At 70.5% G+C, this 20093-nt stretch carries 16 protein-coding genes and 1 pseudogene; 14 read left to right on the plus strand and 3 right to left on the minus strand.

Annotated elements, in window-relative coordinates:
• A pseudogene (locus tag VQ02_RS06260) lies at positions 1-795 on the minus strand (hypothetical protein); the annotation flags it as partial.
• Between the two features lie 254 nt (positions 796-1049).
• Here VQ02_RS06260 and flgB point away from each other — a divergent pair.
• The 9 genes from flgB to recA all read left to right on the plus strand — a co-directional run bounded on the left by flgB (position 1050) and on the right by recA (position 9192).
• Complete coding sequence (gene flgB / locus VQ02_RS06265) at positions 1050-1454, plus strand: flagellar basal body rod protein FlgB (RefSeq protein WP_048443306.1); 405 nt, start codon at positions 1050-1052, stop codon at positions 1452-1454.
• Positions 1455-1513: 59 nt separating this feature from the next.
• Positions 1514-1924 (plus strand): flagellar basal body rod protein FlgC, encoded by a 411-nt coding sequence (gene flgC, locus VQ02_RS06270; protein WP_048443307.1) that lies wholly within the window; start codon positions 1514-1516, stop codon positions 1922-1924.
• Positions 1925-1926: 2 nt separating this feature from the next.
• Positions 1927-2232: a flagellar hook-basal body complex protein FliE gene (gene fliE, locus VQ02_RS06275; RefSeq protein ID WP_048443308.1), complete on the plus strand. Its 306-nt coding sequence runs from the start codon at positions 1927-1929 to the stop codon at positions 2230-2232.
• A gap of 176 nt (positions 2233-2408) precedes the next feature.
• The gene (fliQ, locus tag VQ02_RS06280; protein ID WP_048443309.1) at positions 2409-2675 is read left to right on the plus strand and encodes a flagellar biosynthesis protein FliQ; all 267 of its coding nucleotides are present in this window, start codon (positions 2409-2411) and stop codon (positions 2673-2675) included.
• A gap of 73 nt (positions 2676-2748) precedes the next feature.
• Positions 2749-3522, plus strand: coding sequence for a flagellar biosynthetic protein FliR (fliR, locus tag VQ02_RS06285; protein WP_048443310.1), 774 nt, complete (start codon positions 2749-2751; stop codon positions 3520-3522).
• Positions 3523-3526: 4 nt separating this feature from the next.
• Complete coding sequence (flhB, locus tag VQ02_RS06290) at positions 3527-4585, plus strand: flagellar biosynthesis protein FlhB (protein ID WP_048443311.1); 1059 nt, start codon at positions 3527-3529, stop codon at positions 4583-4585.
• Between the two features lie 153 nt (positions 4586-4738).
• Positions 4739-7333 carry a cell cycle histidine kinase CckA gene (gene cckA, locus VQ02_RS06295; RefSeq protein WP_048443312.1) on the plus strand — a complete coding sequence of 865 codons (2595 nt, stop codon included), beginning with the start codon at positions 4739-4741 and terminating at the stop codon, positions 7331-7333.
• Positions 7334-7355: 22 nt separating this feature from the next.
• Entirely contained in the window at positions 7356-7706 is a 351-nt protein-coding gene (locus VQ02_RS06300) for a hypothetical protein (protein WP_048443313.1), read from the plus strand.
• Positions 7707-8100: 394 nt separating this feature from the next.
• Positions 8101-9192 carry a recombinase RecA gene (gene recA / locus VQ02_RS06305; RefSeq protein ID WP_048443314.1) on the plus strand — a complete coding sequence of 364 codons (1092 nt, stop codon included), beginning with the start codon at positions 8101-8103 and terminating at the stop codon, positions 9190-9192.
• Between the two features lie 171 nt (positions 9193-9363).
• Here recA and VQ02_RS06310 read toward each other — a convergent pair whose 3' ends face one another.
• A complete protein-coding gene (locus VQ02_RS06310) occupies positions 9364-9774 on the minus strand; it encodes an MAPEG family protein (protein ID WP_053080256.1) in 411 nt (136 codons plus the stop codon).
• 192 nt (positions 9775-9966) lie between these two features.
• Here VQ02_RS06310 and alaS point away from each other — a divergent pair, with 192 nt between their 5' ends.
• The 5 genes from alaS (at position 9967) to rfbA (ending at position 16656) form a co-directional block, all read left to right on the plus strand.
• On the plus strand, positions 9967-12633 hold the full coding sequence (gene alaS / locus VQ02_RS06315) for an alanine--tRNA ligase (RefSeq protein WP_048443316.1): 2667 nt from the start codon (positions 9967-9969) through the stop codon (positions 12631-12633).
• Between the two features lie 438 nt (positions 12634-13071).
• Complete coding sequence (gene rfbC, locus VQ02_RS06320; RefSeq protein WP_048443317.1) at positions 13072-13626, plus strand: dTDP-4-dehydrorhamnose 3,5-epimerase; 555 nt, start codon at positions 13072-13074, stop codon at positions 13624-13626.
• A 42-nt stretch (positions 13627-13668) separates the two neighbouring features.
• On the plus strand, positions 13669-14721 hold the full coding sequence (gene rfbB, locus VQ02_RS06325) for a dTDP-glucose 4,6-dehydratase (protein ID WP_048443318.1): 1053 nt from the start codon (positions 13669-13671) through the stop codon (positions 14719-14721).
• 7 nt (positions 14722-14728) lie between these two features.
• Positions 14729-15628 (plus strand): dTDP-4-dehydrorhamnose reductase, encoded by a 900-nt coding sequence (rfbD, locus tag VQ02_RS06330; RefSeq protein ID WP_048443319.1) that lies wholly within the window; start codon positions 14729-14731, stop codon positions 15626-15628.
• 137 nt (positions 15629-15765) lie between these two features.
• On the plus strand, positions 15766-16656 hold the full coding sequence (gene rfbA, locus VQ02_RS06335; RefSeq protein ID WP_048443320.1) for a glucose-1-phosphate thymidylyltransferase RfbA: 891 nt from the start codon (positions 15766-15768) through the stop codon (positions 16654-16656).
• Between the two features lie 205 nt (positions 16657-16861).
• Here rfbA and VQ02_RS06340 read toward each other — a convergent pair whose 3' ends face one another.
• On the minus strand, positions 16862-20056 hold the full coding sequence (locus VQ02_RS06340; RefSeq protein ID WP_048443332.1) for an efflux RND transporter permease subunit: 3195 nt from the start codon (positions 20054-20056) through the stop codon (positions 16862-16864).
• Positions 20057-20093 lie beyond the last annotated feature (37 nt).

Below are 20093 nucleotides of genomic sequence, written 5' to 3' on the forward strand. Positions count from 1 at the left end.
GCTCATCACCGGGGCGGCCGGGCGGGCCGGTGCCACCGCCGAGGAGGGACGCCGCAGGGCCTCCTCCAGCTGGCGGGCCATGTCGTTGAGGATCGCCGCGTCCACCGTGCGCGGCTCCCCGCCGCGGGTGCCGGCCGGGGCCGGCACCGGATCGAGGGGCGGCACGGGGACCGGCTCCGGCGGGGGCACCGGCACCACCGGCGGCACCGGAACCTCCAGCGGCGGCGGCGCCTGGCGGGCGGCCCGCAGGCTTGGCGGCTCGACGCGGCGCGAGGCGTTGAAGCGCGCGCCCGGCCGGGCCGGCTCGGGCGGCAGCTCCGGGGCCGGGGGCTCGTGCCGCGGCCCCGGGACCGGATCCATGACCGGCGCGAAGGCAGGCGCGGCGCGCTCGGGCTCCGGGGCGGGCAGCTCGGGCTCGGGGAAGGGCGGCGGCAGCGGCGCGGGCTCGGTGCCGGCCGGCAGGTGGAGCGGGGCCTCGGGCGCCGGATCGGACCGGTCCGCCAGCTCCGCCTGCACCCGGGCGCCCGCCGCCCGCACGATGTTGCGCTCGACCACGACGTCGTTCGGTCCGCCGACGAGCAGCAGGTGCTCGACGTTGTCGCGCCGCAGCAGGATCAGCTGGCGCTGCCGGTCCAGCTCGTAGATGTCGACGATGCCGAGGCGCGGCTGCCGGCTGCGGCTGCCGCCGCCATTGCCCCCCAGGGTGAGGCGGCCCCGGGCGAACCGCTTCGCACCGATGGCGAAGAGACTCAGGAGCGCCACCATGATCACGAAGACGATCAGGTAGGAGAGCAAGGGCGAACCATCCGTCCCGAGGATCGAGGAGAGCAATTGACGGTCTCTCAAGTGGGGCGCGCGCAGGCGCGCCGGCGATGGGATGCCTTCTAGCACGGCCGTGCCGGGCCTGCGCAGGGGACGTTAACATATCGTTAACAGCTTTGAGCGCCGCTGCGCCGTACCGGAAGGGACTCACGGGCTCGAGCCGTCTTAACCAGCTTTTAACCATGCGCTAGGCAGATTGTGCCGGTCTAAATCCGGAAGGCCCGCCCGTGTCGGTCACCGATCTCCCCCTCGTCGCGATGTTGCGCAACCGCATGCAGTGGCAGCAGACGCGCCAGAAGGTTCTGGCGGAGAACGTCGCCAATGCGGACACGCCGGGCTTCCGGGCCCGCGACCTGAAGGCGCCGCGCTTCCGGGACGACGGCTCGCTGGCGGCCGCCGGGCTGCCGGGCATCGGGATGGAGCGCACCAGCGGCCTGCACCTCGCCGGCGCGGGCCCGTCCGGCCCGGCCGAGGAGCGCACCGGCACCCGCTTCGAGATGATGCCGAGCGGCAACGCGGTCAGCCTCGAGGACGAGATGCTGAAGGCCGGCGACAACCAGGCCGCCTACCAGCTCGCCGCCTCGCTCTACCAGAAGAGCCTGCTCACCCTGCGCATCGCCGTCGGCAAGTAGTCCCGGCGGACCCTTCCTCTCCGACCCGTCCCGTCGCGGACTGACCCGAGGCCACTCCCATGGACTTCACGAAGGCGATCGGCATCGCGGCTTCCGGCCTCAAGGTCCAGTCGGGCCGGATGCGCGTGATCTCGGAGAACATCGCCAACGCGGATTCGGCGCCGACCAGCGCCGCCGCGGAGCCCTACCGGCGCAAGATCCCGACCTTCACCAACCACCTCGACCGCACCCTCGACGCGACGGTGGTGGATCTCGGCAAGGTCCGCCGCGACCAGGGCCCGTTCCGCACCAGGCAGGATCCGGGCAACCCCGCCGCCGACGCCAGCGGCGCGGTGCGGATGCCCAACGTCAACGTCCTGGTCGAGACCGTCGACATGCGCGAGGCCCAGCGCTCCTACGAGGCGAACCTCAACATGGTCACGACCGCGCGCCGCATGATCTCCCGCACTCTCGACATCCTGAAGGCCTGACCATGACCACCAACGCCTTCGCGGCCGGCGCCTACGCCGCGATCCAGAACATCGGGCGCTCGCCCGCGTCCGGCGCGGCGGAGCGAGGGGAGGGCGGCTTCGGCCAGCTCCTGTCCTCGGCCCTCGACGGCGTGACCGAAGCCGGCCGGCGCGCCGACGGCCAGGCCATGGCGGCCGCCGCCGGCCAGGCCAACGTCGTCGACGTGGTGACGGCGGTGGCCGAGAGCGAGACCGCGCTCCAGACCCTGGTGGCGGTGCGCGACCGGGTGATCTCGGCCTACGAAGAGATCATGCGGATGCAGGTCTGAGACCAGGGATCATCGACGATGACCCTGGGTTCGGTCCTGGAATTCTCGCCACGGCATCGGCCCGGCGTCGGAAATCCAGGATGGCTCAACGGCCCCGTCTACCCCGGGGCCTGCCCGCGATCGACGTCGATGCGCTGGCATCCTGGGCCGTCGGTATGAAGGAACCGTCAACGCGCATGACCGGCCTCGCCATCCTCGACATCGCCCGCGACGGCATCCTCACCTTCCTGAAGGTCGCCGGTCCCCTGATGGTCGTCGCCCTGGTGATCGGCCTCGTGATCTCGCTGTTCCAGGCCCTGACCCAGATCCAGGAGCAGACGCTGATCTACGTGCCGAAGATCGTCGCGGTCTGCGCCGCGATGCTGCTGCTGCTGCCCTTCATGGGCGACGCGCTCGCCGGCTACATGACCCGGATCGCCGCCCGCATCGCCGCCGGAGGGTGAGCGGACGCGGCTTTTCGGCGGAGAACCGCGCATCCCTTCCCGCGGATATCGGCTCGGACGTGAACCTGCTGACGTGAACCTGCTCCTGCCCGGCCTCGCCTCGGCCTACCTCCTCACCTTCGCCCGGGTCGGCACGCTGGTGATGCTGATGCCGGGCATCGGCGAGGCGATGATCTCGCCGCGACTGCGCCTCGCCTTCGCGCTGCTGCTCTCCCTGGTGCTGTTCCCGGTCGCCCGGCCGCTCCTGCCGGGAGGCACGGGGCCGGAGCCCGGAGGCGTCGGCACGGCGCTGATCGGCGTGCTGATCGGCGAGGTCGCGGTCGGGCTGGTGCTGGGCCTGAGCGTGCGGGCGGTCATCGCGGCGCTCCAGACCGCCGGCACCATCATCGCCCAGCAGCTCGGCCTCGCCTACGCCATGACGGTCGACCCCTCCGTCGGCAACCAGCAGGCGACGCTCGGCAGCTTCCTGAGCCTGCTCGGCCTCACCCTGGTGCTCGCCACCGACCTGCACCACCTGGCGCTCGCGGGCATCCGCGATTCCTACGCCCTGATGCCGCCGGTCGGCGTGCCGGCGACCGGCGACGCCGCCGCCTTCGCGGTGCGGGCGGTGGCCCGCGGCTTCGCGCTCGCGGTGCAGATCTCGGCGCCGTTCATCGCCTTCGGCATCCTGTTCAACCTCGGCCTCGGCGTGCTGTCGCGGCTGATGCCGCAGATGCAGGTGTTCTTCGTCGCCACCCCGGCCTCGATCCTGATCGGCATGGTGGTGTTCCTCGCCACCCTCGGGGTGATCATGGGGGTGTTCATCGACGACCTCGGCCGCTTCCTGGCCGATCTCGGGAGGTCGTGAGCGCATGTCGGAGCAGGCCGACCAGGAGGATCGCACCGAGGAGCCGACCCAGCGGCGCCTCGACGACGCGGTCAAGCGGGGCGACGTCGCCACCAGCCAGGAGGTCAACACCTTCCTGATGCTCGGCGCCTTCACGCTGGTGCTGCTCGTCGGGGCCGGGCCTCTCGCCCGCGGCCTGCTCGCGGACCTGCGCGGCCTCCTCGCCCACCTGCACGACGTCCCCTCCGACCCCGCCGCCTACGCGGCCTTCGGCCGCCGGGCCCTCGTCGCCGCGGCCCTCGCCCTCGCGGTGCCGATGGGCGCCGTGGCGGCGGCCGGCCTCGTCGGCGGCCTCGTCCAGCACCCCTTCGTCTGGACCACCGAGACGCTGGCGCAGTGGAGCCGGCTCTCGCCGATGGCGGGCCTCAAGCGGCTCTTCGGCCCGGAGGCCTGGTTCCAGTTCGGCAAGGGCATCGTCAAGATCCTGCTCGTCGGCATCGCCGCCGGGATGGTGCTGTGGGGCGACCGCGACCGGCTCGAGGCCTTCGCCCGGCTCGAGCCCCCGGCCCTGCTCGAGGGCACCCTCGCGCTCTGCCTGCGGCTGTTGGGCGCGGTGCTGGCCGCCTACGTCGTCGTCACCCTCGGCGACGCGCTCTACCAGCGCTTCCGCTGGCGGGCGCGCCTGCGCATGTCGAAGCAGGAACTCAAGGAGGAGATGAAGGAGCAGGACGGCAACCCGGAGGTGAAGGGGCGGATGCGCCAGATCCGCGCCCAGCGGGTGAAGAAGCGCATGATGGCGGCGGTGCCGGGCGCGAGCGTGATCGTGACCAACCCGACCCACTTCGCGGTCGCCCTGCGCTACGAGGCCGGCATGGCCGCGCCGGTCTGCGTCGCCAAGGGCGTCGATGCGCTGGCACTGCGCATCCGCGAGGTGGCGCGCGAGCACGGCGTGCCGGTGGTCGAGAACCCGCCGCTGGCCCGGGCGCTGCATGCCACCGTCGAGATCGACGCCGCGGTGCCGCCCGAGCATTATCGCGCGGTGGCCGAGGTCATCGGCTATGTCCTGCGCCTGCGCCGCCACTGACGGCGGCGCCGGGACGCCCGGGGGAACGAACCGGGTTCATTTCACGGAAACGCCGTGCCTGCTAGGGAACGGCCGGGACGGTCCGCTCCAGCGGGCCGCGGAAAGCAGCCGGGTCCGGACGCGAGGCGGGCCTGCGGGGAGTGTCGAGGCGACATGCCGGAGTTGAGCCCATCCGCGGCGGAGGCCGCCCTCGACCGCTCCGAGCGGCCCGGCCGGGTCAGCCTGCTGCTGCTGCTGGCCGGCCTCCTCGTCGGCGCGGCGGTGGGCCTCAGCTTCGTCGCCAACGAGCAGGCCCAGCCGATCATCCTCGGCCTCCTGGCCCTGCTCGCCATGGCGGGCGTGTTCTGCCTGTTCGCCTTCGCCATCGGGGCGATCCAGCTCACCGGGCACGGCACCCGCAACGACGTCACCAAGGCGGTGGTCGACGCCGCGCCCGACGGCATGATCGCCATGGAGGAGGGCGGCCGGCCGATCTACGCCAACGCCGCCTACCTGAAGCTCGCCGGCAGCGACACCTTCGCCAACCTGCGCCCCGTCGAGCGGGTCTTCGTCGGCTCGCCGGAGGTGTCGGAGGCGGTCTACCGCCTCGCGCAGGCCGCGCGCGAGGGCCGCTCCCTGTCGGAGGAGATCCGCATGGCGCCGCCGCCCGGCGGCGCGGCGGAGCGCGACTTCGCCTGGTTCCGCATCGGCGTGCGGCCGCTGCCGCTGCCGCGCCGGCCGGTGGCCCTGTGGAGCGTCGCCGACATCACCCACGAGCGCGAGCGCCAGGAGAACGTCTTCCAGGAGCTCCAGCACGCGATCGACTACCTCGACCACGCCCCGGCCGGCTTCATGGCGGTCGATCCCAAGGGCTCGGTCGTCTACATGAACGCGACGCTCGCGGCCTGGCTCGGCCACGACCTCGCGCAGGTCGGCTCGGGGGGCCTGCGCCTGTCCGAGATCCTGCCCGACGACCTCGGGCCGGTGCTGATCGGCGGCAAGGGCCAGCCGGGCGAGGTCCGCACCGACCGCTTCGACCTGGATCTTCGCCGGCGCAACGGCCATCCGCTCTCGGCCCGCCTCTACCACCGGGTCGCCTACGGCCAGGACGGGCGGCCGGGCGATTCGCGCACCCTCGTGCTCAACCGCTCCGCCGGCGAGGAGAGCGACGATCCCCAGCAGGCGGCCGAGCTGCGCTTCGACCGCTTCTTCAACACCAGCCCGGTCGCGGTGGCGACGCTTGCCGCCGACGGCCGGCTGGTGCGGGCCAACGCCTCCTTCGCGCGCCTGTTCGGCACCCTGCCGCGCACCGGCGACGGCAGCGAGGCCGGTCCCCCCGTGCGCGAGTTCGTGGTCGAGCGCGACCGCCACATCGTCGACGCGGCGGCCCGGGCGGCCGCGGAGGGACGCGGCGACGTGCCGCCGGTCGAGATCGGGGTGTCGGCGCCGGTCAACCGCTCGGCCCGGATCTGGCTCAGCCCGGCCGGCACCGCCGGCGGCGCGGAAGGGGCGGTGATCCTCTACGCCCTCGACACCACGGCCCAGCACCAGCTGCAGCAGCAGGTCAACCAGGCCCAGAAGATGGAGATGGTCGGCCAGCTCGCCGGCGGCATCGCGCACGACTTCAACAACGTGCTACAGGCGATCATCGGCTATTCCGACCTGCTGCTGGCGAGCCACCGGCCGACCGACCCGGCCTTCCAGGACATCATGCAGATCAAGCAGAACGCCAACCGGGCCGCGAGCCTGGTGCGGCAGCTGCTGGCCTTCTCGCGCCGCCAGACCCTGCGGCCGGAGGTAATCCATCTCGGCGAGGCGCTCTCCGACCTCACCCTGCTGCTCAAGCGCCTGCTCGGCGAGCGGGTCGAGCTCGACCTCAAGCACGGCCGCGACCTCTGGCCGGTCAAGGCCGACGTCAACCAGTTCGAGCAGGTGATCGTGAACCTCGCGGTCAACGCCCGCGACGCGATGCCGGAGGGCGGCCGCCTCTTGATCCGCACCGCCAACATGGCCGCCGAGGCCGTGGGGGCGCTGCGCCTCAACGGCCTGCCCGCCGCCGACCACGTCCTGATCGAGGTCAGCGACACCGGCACCGGCATGACCCCGGAGGTGATGGAGAAGATCTTCGAGCCGTTCTTCACCACCAAGGAGGTCAACAAGGGCACGGGCCTCGGCCTCTCGACGGTGTTCGGCATCGTCAAGCAGTCCGGCGGCTACATCGACGTGCGCTCGACCATCGGCCAGGGCACGGTCTTCGCCATCTACCTGCCGCGCCACGTGCCCGTGCCGGAGGCCGAGGCTCCCGAGGCGCAAGCGGAGATCGCCCTGCCGGGCCCGGGCGCCGTGCCGGCCGCGGCCGCACCCGCGGAGCCCCCGAAGGCGCCGGCCCGCGACCTCACCGGGCGCGGCACCATCCTGCTCGTCGAGGACGAGGACCCGGTCCGCGCCGTCAACGGCCGGGCGCTCACCGCCCGCGGCTACACCGTGCTCGAGGCAGCCTCGGGCCTCGAGGCGCTGCAGATCATGCAGGAGCGCGACGTGCCGGTCGACCTCGTCGTCTCCGACGTGGTGATGCCCGAGATGGACGGCCCGACCCTGCTGCGCGAACTGCGCAAGGCCCACCCGGCCCTGAAGGTGATCTTCGTCTCCGGCTACGCCGAGGACGCCTTCCGCAAGAACCTGCCCGACGGCGAGGAGTTCAACTTCCTGCCCAAGCCCTTCAGCCTCAAGCAGCTCGTCGAGACGGTGAAGACCACGATGGCGGGGTGAGGATGCGCGAGGACGGAGTAGCGTGGCGAGCCGAATCGACCTGGACGATCTGCCGAACCTGACGCCCGAGGCGATTCTGGCATGGCCGCGCGCCGTTCCGATCAAGGACGACGCGCAGACCATCGCCTTGCTGCTCCCGGTTCGTCGCGTATCGCCGGAATACATGCGCAAGGTGTTGGCCGATATCGAAGCGGCAGCGGCGCGGCGCACGGCGGAGGAGGACGCTTTGATTGATCGGCTCCTCACCGGTCGCGGTATCGATGAACGGTTTTTCACACAGGCGCGGGATCCCCACTCCCACACGGGCTTGGAGCTTCACTCCATGGGGAGTGCGCATCGCCTCTCCCCGCGGGCGGGAAGAGGGCTTCGATGACCTTGTCGCCATCGAAGCGAGGCGGCAGCCGACGGTGAGGGGGGAAGTGCCGGATGTGGCTCCTCCGGAAACACCTCCTCCCTCGCCCTGCGGGCTTGCCGAACTCTCTGGAACGAGGGCTCGGCCCTCGCCCGCGGCGAGAGGAGTGGCCCGCGTCTCATCTCGTGAGACGTGAATGCGATGGCCCATACGGGAGAGGCGGAGAGTGCGCCCGTTTCTTTCGCCAACCAGCCTTGCCCGCAGGAAGAGGCGGATGCGTACCCGAGGCTCCCCGCGACCGGAACGCCCGTATGAATCCCCCACCCGCCCTTGCCGAATGAGAACAAAACGAGTACATAAAACCCAGCCGCGCGATTGAGACTTGCCGCCCCTCCTGCCATAAGGACCCGCCGAGATGGCTCAGCCCCAGATGCGACTGGTGGAAAACCCGACCATGGACAAAGACAAGTCGAAGGCGATCGACGCCGCCCTCGCCCAGATCGAGCGCGCCTTCGGCAAGGGCTCGATCATGCGGCTCGGCAAGGGCGACAAGGTGCAGGAGGTCGAGGTCGTCTCGACCGGCTCGCTCGGCCTCGACATCGCGCTCGGCGTCGGCGGCCTGCCGCGCGGCCGCGTGATCGAGATCTACGGCCCGGAATCCTCCGGCAAGACCACGCTTGCCCTCCACACCATCGCCGAGGCCCAGAAGAAGGGCGGCGTCTGCGCCTTCGTGGATGCCGAACACGCCCTCGATCCGGTCTATGCCCGCAAGCTCGGCGTCAACCTCGACGACCTGCTGATCTCCCAGCCCGATACCGGCGAGCAGGCCCTTGAGATCACCGACACCCTGGTGCGCTCCGGCGCCATCGACGTGCTGGTGGTCGACTCGGTGGCCGCGCTCACCCCCCGGGCCGAGATCGAGGGCGAGATGGGCGACCAGCAGCCGGGCCTCCAGGCCCGCCTGATGAGCCAGGCCCTGCGCAAGCTCACCGGCTCGATCTCGCGCTCGAACTGCATGGTCATCTTCATCAATCAGATCCGGATGAAGATCGGCGTGATGTACGGCAGCCCCGAGACCACCACCGGCGGCAACGCGCTGAAGTTCTACGCCTCGGTGCGCCTCGACATCCGCCGCATCTCGACCCTCAAGGACCGCGACCAGCCGATCGGCAACAGCGTCCGAGTCAAGGTGGTCAAGAACAAGGTCGCACCGCCGTTCAAGCAGGTCGAGTTCGACATCATGTTCGGCGAGGGCGTGTCGAAGGTCGGCGAGTTGATCGACCTCGGCGTCAAGGCCGGCATCGTCGAGAAGTCGGGCGCCTGGTTCTCCTACGACAGCCAGCGCCTCGGCCAGGGCCGCGAGAACTCGAAAGGCTTCCTGCGCGACAACCCGGACATCGCCAACAAGATCGAGGCGTCGATCCGGCAGAATTCAGGCCTCGTCGCCGACCGCATCCTCGAGAACGCGACGCCGACGGCGGACGACCTCGACGAGGGGACGGCCTGATCTCGACGGATCGATCCGAGACGCAATGAGGGGGCCGCCGCGCGACGAGCGCGGCGGCCCTTTTTCTGTATCGGCAAGCAGATTTGACGTCCTCCATCATCATTCCGGGCTCCGCTGCGCGGCCGGAATGCCGGGATGAGTGTCAGATCGGCCGGTGCCGGTCCGGGATTGTCACATCCCCGGTCCGGCCCAGCCGAACAGGCCGGCGAACACGAAGCCGATGCCGACGATCGCCACGCCCCAGACCGGCGTGCGAATCCACGGGATGCCGAAGCCGTAGATCGGCAGGTAGAGGAGGCGGGCCCAGAAGTAGAGTTCCGCCCCCCACGCCACGGCGCCGCCCTGCCGGCCCGAGACCGCGGCGGCCAGCACCAGGGCGGCGAAGAGCGGGAAGGTCTCGAAGAAGTTGCCGGACGCGCGCTTCAGCCGGGCGGCGGCGCCGGTGACCTCGCCCTCGCTCTCGCGGTTGCCCGCCGCCCAGGCGAGCCCGCCGCGCTGGCCGAGCCCGGCCGCCGAGGCTGCTACGATGTGGACGAAGCCGAGGACGGCCGAGAGGGCAAGGAGACGGATTTCGTCGGTCATCGGCACACGGGTCCTGCCGGGCGGGCCGGCGGCCGCGCTTGCCCGGGCTCACATAGCGGCGGCGCCCCGCCTCGACACGGGGGGAAGGCGTGACTAAAGACACGCGGATGCATCCGCGGGCCGCCCGCCGGTGCGCCGCGTTCCCAAGCCCGCCTTTCACCCGGCCCGCCTTCCGCAGAGACGATTCTTCCCATGAGTGGCGTCAACGAGATCCGGTCCACCTTCCTGGACTACTTCGCCAAGCACGGTCACGAAGCGGTGCCGTCCTCGCCGCTGGTGCCGCGCAACGACCCGACGTTGATGTTCACCAATGCCGGCATGGTGCAGTTCAAGAACGTCTTCACCGGCGTCGAGAAACGGCCCTACCAGCGTGCCGTCACGGCCCAGAAATGCGTGCGCGCCGGCGGTAAGCACAACGACCTCGACAACGTCGGGTACACCGCGCGCCACCACACCTTCTTTGAGATGCTGGGCAACTTCTCGTTCGGCGACTATTTCAAGCCGCTGGCGATCGAGCTCGCCTGGAACCTCGTCACCAAGGAATTCGGTCTCTCGCCCGAGAAGCTGCTGGTCACGGTCTACGCCGACGACGAGGATGCTGCCACGCTGTGGCGCAAGATCGCCGGCTTCTCCGACGAGCGCATCATCCGCATCAACACCTCCGACAATTTCTGGCAGATGGGCGATACCGGCCCTTGCGGACCGTGCTCGGAGATCTTCATCGACCAGGGCCCGGAGCTGTGGGGCGGCCCTCCCGGCAGCCCCGACGAGGACGGCGACCGCTTCCTCGAGTTCTGGAACCTGGTGTTCATGCAGTACGAGCAGATCGAGCCGGGCAACCGGGTCGGCCTGCCGCGCCCCTCGATCGATACCGGCATGGGCCTCGAGCGCATGGCGGCGATCCTCCAGGGCGTGAAGAGCAACTACGACACCGACCTCTTCCGCAGCCTGATCGACGCCGTCGCGCATCAGGTCGGGCGGGCGCCGGAGGGCAAGGAGACCGCTTCCTACCGGGTGATCGCCGACCACCTGCGCGCCTCGTCCTTCCTCGTCGCCGACGGGGTGCTGCCGAGCAACGAGGGCCGCGGCTACGTGCTGCGCCGGATCATGCGTCGCGCCATGCGCCACGCCCAGCTCTTGGGCGCCCGCGACCCGATGATGTACCGCCTGGTGCCGACGCTGGTGCGGGAGATGGGCCAGGCCTACCCTGAGCTGGTGCGGGCCGAGAGCCTGATTGGCGAGACCCTGCGCCTCGAGGAGACCCGCTTCCGCCGCACCCTCGAGCGTGGCCTGTCGATCCTCGACGCCGAGACTCGCGACCTGTCCGAGGGCCAGAGCCTGTCGGGCGAGACCGCCTTCACCCTCTACGACACCTACGGCTTCCCCCTCGACCTGACCCAGGACGCGCTGAAGTCCCGCGGCATCACGGTCGACACGGACGGGTTCTCCGCCGCGATGGAGCGCCAGCGCGCCGCCGCCCGCGCTGCCTGGTCGGGCTCCGGCGAGGCCGCCACCGAGACCCTGTGGTACGGGCTCCGTGAGCGCACCGGCGCCACCGAGTTCCTCGGCTACGACACCGAGGAGGCCGAGGCCGTCGTCACCGCGCTCGTGCGGGGCGGCGCCGAGGTCGAGGCGATCCAGGCTGGCGAGGAGGGTCTGCTCGTCGTCACCCAGACGCCGTTCTACGGCGAGTCCGGCGGCCAGGTCGGCGATACCGGCATCGTGACCGGCCAAGGCGTGAAGGCCCGGGTGACCGCGACCGAGAAGAAGCTCGGCGACCTCTTCGTCCACCACGTCGCGGTGGAGGAGGGGAGCCTGACCCTCAACCAGCCGGTTGAGCTGAAGGTCGACCACGGGCGCCGCGCGGCGATCCGCGCCAACCACTCCGCCACCCACCTGCTGCACGAGGCCCTGCGCCAGGTGCTCGGCGACCACGTTGCCCAGAAGGGCTCGCTCGTCGCGCCCGAGCGCCTGCGCTTCGACATCAGCCACCCCAAGCCGATCGAGGCCGACGAGCTGGCGCAGGTCGAGGAGATCGCCAACCGGGTGCTGCTCCAGAACGAGCCGGTGGTGACGAAGCTCATGGCGGTCGACGACGCCATCGCGTCCGGCGCCCGCGCGCTGTTCGGCGAGAAGTACGGCGAGGAGGTGCGCGTGGTCTCGATGGGCCGCGACGCGGGTGCCGACGGCCGCCCGAAGACTTTCTCGGTCGAGTTGTGCGGTGGCACCCATGTCGGCCGCACCGGCGACATCGGCGTGGTGACGGTCCTCGGCGAGAGCGCGGTCGGCGCCGGCGTGCGCCGGATCGAGGCGATGACGGGCGACGCCGCCCGCCGCCACCTCGCCGGCGAGAGCCGCCAGCTCGCCGCGCTCGCGGGCCTGCTCAAGGTGCCTGTCGCCGAGGCGCCCGAGCGCCTCGCCAGCCTCCTCGACGAGCGCCGCCGGATGGAGCGCGAGCTGTCGGATGCACGCCGCAAGCTCGCCATGGGCGGGGGCGCCGCCGGCGGCACCGATGACGGCGTGCGCGAGGTCGCCGGCACGAAGCTGATGGCACGCGTCGTGCAGGGGGTCGAGATGCGCGACCTCAAGAGCCTGGCCGACGAAGGCAAGAAGCGGCTCGGCTCCGGGATCGTGGCGATCGTTGGCGTGGCGCCGGACGGCAAGGCCGGCCTCGTCGTCGGCGTGACCGAGGACCTGACCGACCGGTTCGACGCTGTCGCCCTGGTGCGGGCGGGCTCGGAGCGGCTCGGCGGCAAGGGCGGTGGCGGCCGCCGCGACATGGCCCAGGCCGGCGGTCCCGACGGGGCGGCGGCGGACGCCGCCCTGGAGGCGATCGCGGCGGCCCTCGCGGGCGCGTGATCGCGAGCGGGACCCGCGGGCCGGCGGCTGACATCGAAGCGTCACGAGTGATGCTTTAGAGCCACAGGCCGGTCGCCGCGAACGAGGCGGGTCCTTCCCGCATCCGGGAGCGAGAACATCGCTCCCGGAACGATTATATTTGTCCACTTGACGCGCGGCCTGTCCCCGTCTTCCTAATATTTTCCGACTCGGCCCGAAATCGCGTCCGGCTGACACCGGTGATGCGATCGTGAATCGGGCGGAGCTGTGCGGGCGCCGATTGCGGCTCATCTCGCCAAAGCGCGCCCAGTCGTCGGCCGACCTTGCTCATCTCTCATCGGCGAAGTAGAGGCTGCGGAAGGTGGTCGAGCGCTGCTCGGCCGACGTGGTTGTGCCACGATTGCCGGGCAAGAACCGCCCGACGAGATCAGGCCGCGCGACATCGGAAGGTTGGCAGGGATGCAGGTCATCGATCAGGCGATACCGGCGGTGAAGCTGGTGATTCCGAAGCGGCACGGCGATGCCCGCGGCTGGTTCTCGGAAACCTACCGGGCCGATATCCTGGCCGCCCACGGCGTCGAGGACCACTTCATCCAGGACAACCAGTCCTTCTCGGCGCAACAGGGCACCGTCCGCGGCCTGCACTTCCAGCGCCATCCCTTCGCCCAGGCCAAGCTGATCCGGGTGCTCGCCGGCGCGATCCTCGACGTCGCCGTCGACCTGCGCCGCGACTCGGCCACCTACGGCCGGCACGTCGCCGCCCGCCTCGACGCCGAGAACAGCCACCAGCTCTACGTCCCGATCGGCTTCGGCCACGGCTTCTGCACCCTCGAGCCGGACACGATGGTGGCCTACAAGGTCGCCGGCGGCGTCTACAGCCCGGAGCACGACGGCAACCTGCTCTGGAACGACCCGGACCTCGGCATCGACTGGCCGGTGAGCGAGGCCGAGGCCCAGCTCTCGGCCAAGGACAAGGTCGCGCCCCGCTTCGCCGACCTTCCGCCGCTGTTCTGAAGCCCTGACGGGCACACACCTCTTTCGGAGATCACTCACCCCATGCGCATCCTCGTCACGGGCGGCTGCGGCTTCATCGGCTCGGCCCTGGTCCTGCACCTCGTCCAAGATCTCGGCCACGAGGTCTTGACCCTCGACGCGCTGACCTACGCGGCGAACCCGATCTCGCTGATGCCGCTCAAGGGCAACAACCGCCATCGCTTCGCGGAAGCCGACATCTGCGACCACGAGCGGGTCTCTGGCCTCTTCGCCGAGTTCCGCCCCGAGGCGGTGATGCACCTGGCCGCCGAGAGCCACGTCGACCGTTCGATCACCGGCCCGGGCGCGTTCATCCGCACCAACGTCGTCGGCACGCAGGTGATGCTGGAGGCCGCCCGCGCCTACTACAACACGCTGCAGGGTGCGGAGCGCGACGCCTTCCGCTTCCTCCACGTCTCGACCGACGAGGTCTACGGCTCGCTGCCCCCGGGCGGCTTCTTCACCGAGGACAGCCGCTACGACCCGCGCTCGCCCTACTCGGCCTCGAAGGCGGCTTCCGACCATCTGGCCCGCGCCTGGCACGAGACCTACGGCCTGCCGGTGCTGGTGACCAACTGCTCGAACAACTACGGGCCGCGGCACTTCCCCGAGAAGCTGATCCCGCTGATGATCCTCAACGCCCTCGAGGGCAAGAACCTGCCGGTCTACGGCGACGGCCAGAACGAGCGCGACTGGATCCACGTCGAGGACCACGCCCGCGGCCTCGTCGCGGTGCTGGAGAAGGGCCGGATCGGCGAGACCTACCTGCTCGGCGGCCGTTCGGTGCGCAACAACCTCGAGGTGGTGAAGACGCTCTGCGCCATCTTCGACCGGCTGCGGCCGGAGGCCGGCCCGCACGAGCGCCTGATCAAGTTCGTCACCGACCGTCCCGGTCACGATCGGCGCTACGCCATCGACCCGAGCAAGGCCGAGGCGGAAGTCGGCTACAAGCCCACCCGCACCTTCGAGCAGGCGCTCGAGGACACCGTGCGCTGGTACCTCGACAACGAGTCCTGGTGGCGTCCGATCCGCGAGGGCCGCTATTCCGGCGAGCGCCTCGGCCTGACGGCGGAGTGAGGCGACCATGACGCGGGAGATCCTCGTCCTCGGCGGCGGTGGCCAGGTCGGCACCGAGCTGCAACGGCCATCCTGGGGAGCGGACGTGGTCATCCACGCGCCGTCCCGGGAGGCCCTCGACATCACCGACGAGGCCGCGGTCGCCCGCGCGGTCGCCGAGCGTCCTTTCGCGGCGGTGATCAACACCGCCGCCTACACGGCGGTCGACAAGGCCGAGAGCGACGTCGCCGCGGCCTGGCGGCTCAACGCACTCGCTCCCGCCTACCTGGCGGCGGAGACCGCCAAGGCGGGAATCCCGCTCGTCCACGTCTCGACCGACTACGTCTTCGACGGCAGCGGGACGGGCGCCTACGCCACCGATGCCCCAGTGCACCCGGTCAGCGTATACGGCGCCAGCAAGGCCGCCGGCGAGATGGCGGTGCGCACCGGCAACCCGCGCCACGCGGTGGTGCGCACCGCCTGGGTGGTGAGCCCGCACCGGGCGAACTTCGTCAAGACGATGCTTCGGCTCGCGGGCGACCGCGACAAGCTGACGGTGGTCGACGACCAGCGCGGCTGCCCGACCTCCGCCGGCGACCTCGCCGCGGCGCTGGTCGCCATCGCGCTGCGCTTCGCCGAGGATCAGGCCGCGCCCGTCGGCACCTATCACTGCGTCAATGCCGGCGCGACGACCTGGTACGACTTCGCGCGCGCCATCATGGCGGGTGCGGCGGCGCGGGGCGCCCGCTCGGTGCCGGTCGAGCCGATCCCGAGTTCGGCCTTCAAGACCCCGGTCACCCGTCCGGCCAATTCCGAGCTCTCGACCGAGACGCTGACCCGCGCCTTCGGCATCACGCCCCGTCCCTGGGCCCAGGCCCTCGACGACATCCTGGACCAGCTGATCGGTCCCGCGGCCCGGCAGGCCTGACCCTTGCACCCTCGGACCGTCACGGCCGAGGGTGTACCGCAAGCCCGGACGGATCCTTCGCGGACGGCGCCGCGCTCCCGCGCCGTCGCATCGCCGCGAGGGCGCCCCGAATTGAGATCCTCAAGGAGACCCACACCATGAAGGGCATCGTGCTCGCCGGCGGATCCGGCACGCGGCTGCACCCGGCGACGCTGGCGATCAACAAGCAGCTGCTGCCGGTCTACGACAAGCCGATGATCTACTACCCGGTCTCGGTGCTGATGCTGGCCGGCATTCGCGACATCCTGCTGATCTCGTCGCCGGAGCACATCGACAACTACAAGCGCCTGTTCGGCACCGGCGAGCAGTTCGGCATCAACATCTCCTACGCGCTGCAGCCGAAGCCCGAGGGCCTGGCCCAGGCCTTCATCATCGGCCGCGAGTTCGTCGGCGACGACTCGGTCGCCCTGGTGCTCGGCGACAACCTGTTCTTCGGCGCCGGCATGCGCCGGCTCCTGGCCAAGGCCCGCGCGCGCGAGGCCGGCGCCACGGTGTTCGCCTACCATGTCGACCATCCGGAGGCCTACGGCGTCGTCACCCTCGACAAGGACGGCCGCGCCACCAAGCTCGTCGAGAAGCCGAAGAACCCGGAATCGCCCTGGGCGGTGACCGGCCTCTACTTCTACGACAACCAGGTGCTCGACATCGCGGCGGCGGTGAAGCCCTCGCCCCGCGGCGAGCTGGAGATCACCGACGTCAACCAGGCCTATCTCGACCGCGGCCAGCTCCACGTCGAGTGCATGTCCCGCGGCTACGCCTGGCTCGACACCGGGACGCACGACAACCTGCTCGAGGCGGGCGAGTTCGTGCGGGTGATCCAGCACCGGCAGGGCATGCAGGTCGCCTGCCTGGAGGAGATCGCCTACACGCAGGGCTTCATCACGCGTGAGCAGGTGGTGGCCCGCGGCCAGCTCTTCGCCAAGACGAATTACGGCCAGAGCCTGCTGCGTCTCGCTCGCGAGGAGCAGCCCGAACAGATCGACCACTGAGGAGGCGGGCCGCGGTCACGGTGCGCCTCCGGGGCCGCTGACGGTCTAGGGCGCGGCTTGACCCGGCTGCTTCTCCAGAACCGTCGGCGCCTGTGATCCCTGGGGGCGCCCTCGGCGAACGCCGGGATGCGGGGAGAGGCGCCGGCTTGGCGCCCTCCGATCGCAGCGACGTCCCGGAGGCGGGCGCCGCGCAGGGTGCGGCCGTTCAGGCCGCCTCGACCACGCTGGCCTGCGGCGTTGCCGCGGTGTGCCCGCCATGCTGCTTGAGCGGCCGGTTCCCGCTCAGCCGGCGCAGCAGCACGTAGAAGACCGGCGTCAGGAACAGCCCGAAGGCGGTCACGCCGATCATGCCGGAGAACACCGCGACGCCCATGGCGCGCCGCATCTCCGAGCCGGCCCCGGTCGCGGTCACGAGCGGCAGCACGCCCATGATGAAGGCCATCGAGGTCATCAGGATCGGGCGCAGGCGCAGGCGGCTCGCCTCGATCGCCGCCTGGACCGGCGTGCGGCCGGAGAATTCGAGCTCGCGGGCGAATTCGACGATCAGGATGGCGTTCTTGGCCGAGAGGCCGACGAGGACGATGAGGCCGATCTGGGTGAAGACGTTGTTGTCGCCGGCCGACAACCAGACGCCGAACATCGCCGCGAGAAGGCCCATCGGCACGATCAGGAGGATCGCCAGCGGCAGGGCCAGGCTCTCGTACTGCGCCGCCAGCACCAGGAAGACTAGGAGCAGCGCGAGCGGGAAGACCCACACGCCGGAATTGCCGGCGATGAACTCCTGGTAGGTCAGGTCGGTCCACTCGAAGGCGAAGCCCCGCGGCAGGGTCTCGGCGGCGATCCGCGCCGCCGCTTCCTGGGCCTGGCCCGACGAGTAGCCGGGGGCAGCGCCGGCGTTGATGTCGGCGCTGAGGAAGCCGTTGTAGCGCATCGCCCGCTCGGGGCCGGCGGTCTGGCGCACGCGCAGCAGCGTCGAGAGCGGCACCATCTCGCCGGAGCCCGCCCGCACCTTCAGGAGACCCACATCGTCGGAGCGTGCGCGGAACGGGGCATCGGCCTGGACCCGGACCGAGTAGGTGCGGCCGAACTTGTTGAAGTCGTTGACGTAGAGCGAGCCGAGATAGATCTGCAGCGTGTCGAACACGTCGGTCACCGGGATGCGGAGCTGGCGCGCCTTGGTCCGGTCGATGTCGGCGAAGAGCTGCGGCACGTTCATCTGGAAGCTCGAGAACAGGCCGGCGAGTTCCGGCGCCTGAGCGGCCTTGGCCAGGAAGGCCTTGGTCGCCTCGTTGAGGGCCTCGTAGCCGAGGCCGGCCCGGTCCTCGATCTGCAGCTTGAACCCGCCGATGGTGCCCAGGCCGTTGACGGGCGGCGGCGGGAACATCGCGATGAACGCCTCGGGAATGCCTGCGTACTTCTTGTTCAGGGACATCGCGATGGCGGCGCCGTTCAGTGATGGGTCCTTGCGCTCCTCGAACGGCTTGAGGGTCGAGAACACGATTCCCGAATTCGACGAGTTGGTGAAGCCGTTGATCGAGAGCCCCGGGAAGGCGACCGCGCTCTCGACGCCGGGCTCCTTCAGGGCGATCTCGCTCATCTTCCGGATCACCTCCTCGGTGCGGTCGAGGGTGGCGCCGTCGGGCAGCTGCGCGAAGCCGACGAGGTACTGCTTGTCCTGGCCCGGCACGAAGCCGCCGGGGATCTGGCGGAACAGCATCGCGGTCACGCCGACGAGCACGAGGTAGACGACCATCATCGCGCCCTTTCGCGAGATGACGCCGCCGACGCCGCGCCCGTACCCGTCCGAGGCGCGCCCGAAGGCGCGGTTGAAGCGGCGGAAGAACCAGCCGAGCAGGGTGTCGAGCACCCGGGTCAGCCGGTCCTTCGGCGCGTGATGATCCTTCAGGAGCAGCGCCGAGAGGGCAGGGGACAGGGTCAGCGAGTTGATCGCCGAGATCACGGTCGAGATCGCGATGGTCAGCGCGAACTGCTTGTAGAACTGGCCCGTCAGGCCGCTGATGAAGGCGAGCGGCACGAACACCGCCACCAGCACGAGGGCGATGGCGATGATGGGCCCCGAGACCTCGCGCATCGCCTGGTAGCTGGCGTCGCGGGGCGACAGCCCGGCCTCGATGTTGCGCTCGACGTTCTCCACCACCACGATCGCGTCGTCGACGACGATGCCGATGGCGAGCACGAGGCCGAACAGGCTCAGCGCGTTGATCGAGAAGCCGAAGGCGTGCATCACCGCGAAGGTGCCGACGATCGAGACCGGCACGGCCAGGAGCGGGATGATCGAGGCCCGCCAGGTCTGCAGGAACAGGATCACCACCAGGACCACGAGGGCGACCGCCTCGAGCAGGGTGTGGATCACCGCCTCGATCGAGGCGCGCACGAACTGCGTCGGGTCGTAGACGATCTGGTAGTCGACTCCCTCCGGCATGGTCTTCTTGATCTCCGCCATGGTCCGGCGGACCTCGTCGGAGATCTGGATCGCGTTCGAGCCCGGCGATTGCGAGATCGGGATCGCGACCGCGGACTTGTTGTCGAGGAGCGAGCGGAGCGCATAGTCCGAGGCGCCGAGCTCGATGCGGGCGATGTCGCGCAGCCGCGTGATCTCGCCGTTCTCTCCGGTCTTGACCACGATGTCGCTGAACTGCTCCTCGCTGTTGAGCCGCCCCTCGGCGTTGAGCGAGAGCTGCAGGTCGAGGCCGGGAATCGCCGGCGAGGCGCCGATGACGCCGGCGGCAGCCTCGACGTTCTGCGCCTGGATCTCGCGCACCACGTCGCCGGCGGACAGGCCGTGCTCGGCGACCTTCTGCGGGTCGAGCCAGATCCGCATCGCGTAGTCGCCCGAGCCGAACAGCTGCACCTGGCCGACGCCGTCGAGCCGGGCAAGGCGGTCCTTGATGTTCAGGACCGCGTAGTTGCGCAGGTACGTCATGTCGTACCGGCCGTTCGGCGAGACGAGGTGGACCACCATGGTCAGGTCGGGCGACGACTTCACCGTGACGATGCCGAGCTGGCGCACGATCGCCGGCAGGCGCGGCTCGGCCTGCGAGACGCGGTTCTGGACCAGCTGCTGCGCCTTGTCGGGATCGGTGCCGAGCCGGAACGTCACGGTCAGCGTCATGATGCCGTCCGTCGTCGCCTGGCTCGACATGTAGAGCATGCCCTCGACGCCGTTGATCTGCTCCTCGATCGGCGTCGCCACGGTCTCGGCGATGACCTTGGGGTTGGCGCCCGGGAAGGTCGCCCGCACCACGACCGAGGGGGGCACCACGTCCGGGTACTCGGAGATCGGCATCGCGAACAGCGACAGCAATCCGCCGATGAAGATGAGCACCGAGAGCACGCCCGCGAAGATCGGGCGGTCGATGAAGAACTTGGAGAGGTTCATGCCGCCCTCCGGGGGCGAGAGGACGTCGCGGGGCGGC

It is taken from the genome of Methylobacterium variabile (assembly GCF_001043975.1).
Classification (GTDB): domain Bacteria; phylum Pseudomonadota; class Alphaproteobacteria; order Rhizobiales; family Beijerinckiaceae; genus Methylobacterium; species Methylobacterium variabile.

Coding starts and splice junctions, on each gene's coding strand:
- flgC (WP_048443307.1), top strand. CDS start 1,514: ATGGACTTCACGAAGGCGATCGGCATCGCGGCTTCCGGCCTCAAGGTC.
- fliE (WP_048443308.1), top strand. CDS start 1,927: ATGACCACCAACGCCTTCGCGGCCGGCGCCTACGCCGCGATCCAGAAC.
- fliQ (WP_048443309.1), top strand. CDS start 2,409: ATGACCGGCCTCGCCATCCTCGACATCGCCCGCGACGGCATCCTCACC.
- flhB (WP_048443311.1), top strand. CDS start 3,527: ATGTCGGAGCAGGCCGACCAGGAGGATCGCACCGAGGAGCCGACCCAG.
- cckA (WP_048443312.1), top strand. CDS start 4,739: ATGCCGGAGTTGAGCCCATCCGCGGCGGAGGCCGCCCTCGACCGCTCC.
- recA (WP_048443314.1), top strand. CDS start 8,101: ATGGCTCAGCCCCAGATGCGACTGGTGGAAAACCCGACCATGGACAAA.
- VQ02_RS06310 (WP_053080256.1), bottom strand. CDS start 9,774: ATGACCGACGAAATCCGTCTCCTTGCCCTCTCGGCCGTCCTCGGCTTC.
- alaS (WP_048443316.1), top strand. CDS start 9,967: ATGAGTGGCGTCAACGAGATCCGGTCCACCTTCCTGGACTACTTCGCC.
- rfbC (WP_048443317.1), top strand. CDS start 13,072: ATGCAGGTCATCGATCAGGCGATACCGGCGGTGAAGCTGGTGATTCCG.
- rfbB (WP_048443318.1), top strand. CDS start 13,669: ATGCGCATCCTCGTCACGGGCGGCTGCGGCTTCATCGGCTCGGCCCTG.
- rfbD (WP_048443319.1), top strand. CDS start 14,729: ATGACGCGGGAGATCCTCGTCCTCGGCGGCGGTGGCCAGGTCGGCACC.
- rfbA (WP_048443320.1), top strand. CDS start 15,766: ATGAAGGGCATCGTGCTCGCCGGCGGATCCGGCACGCGGCTGCACCCG.
- VQ02_RS06340 (WP_048443332.1), bottom strand. CDS start 20,056: ATGAACCTCTCCAAGTTCTTCATCGACCGCCCGATCTTCGCGGGCGTG.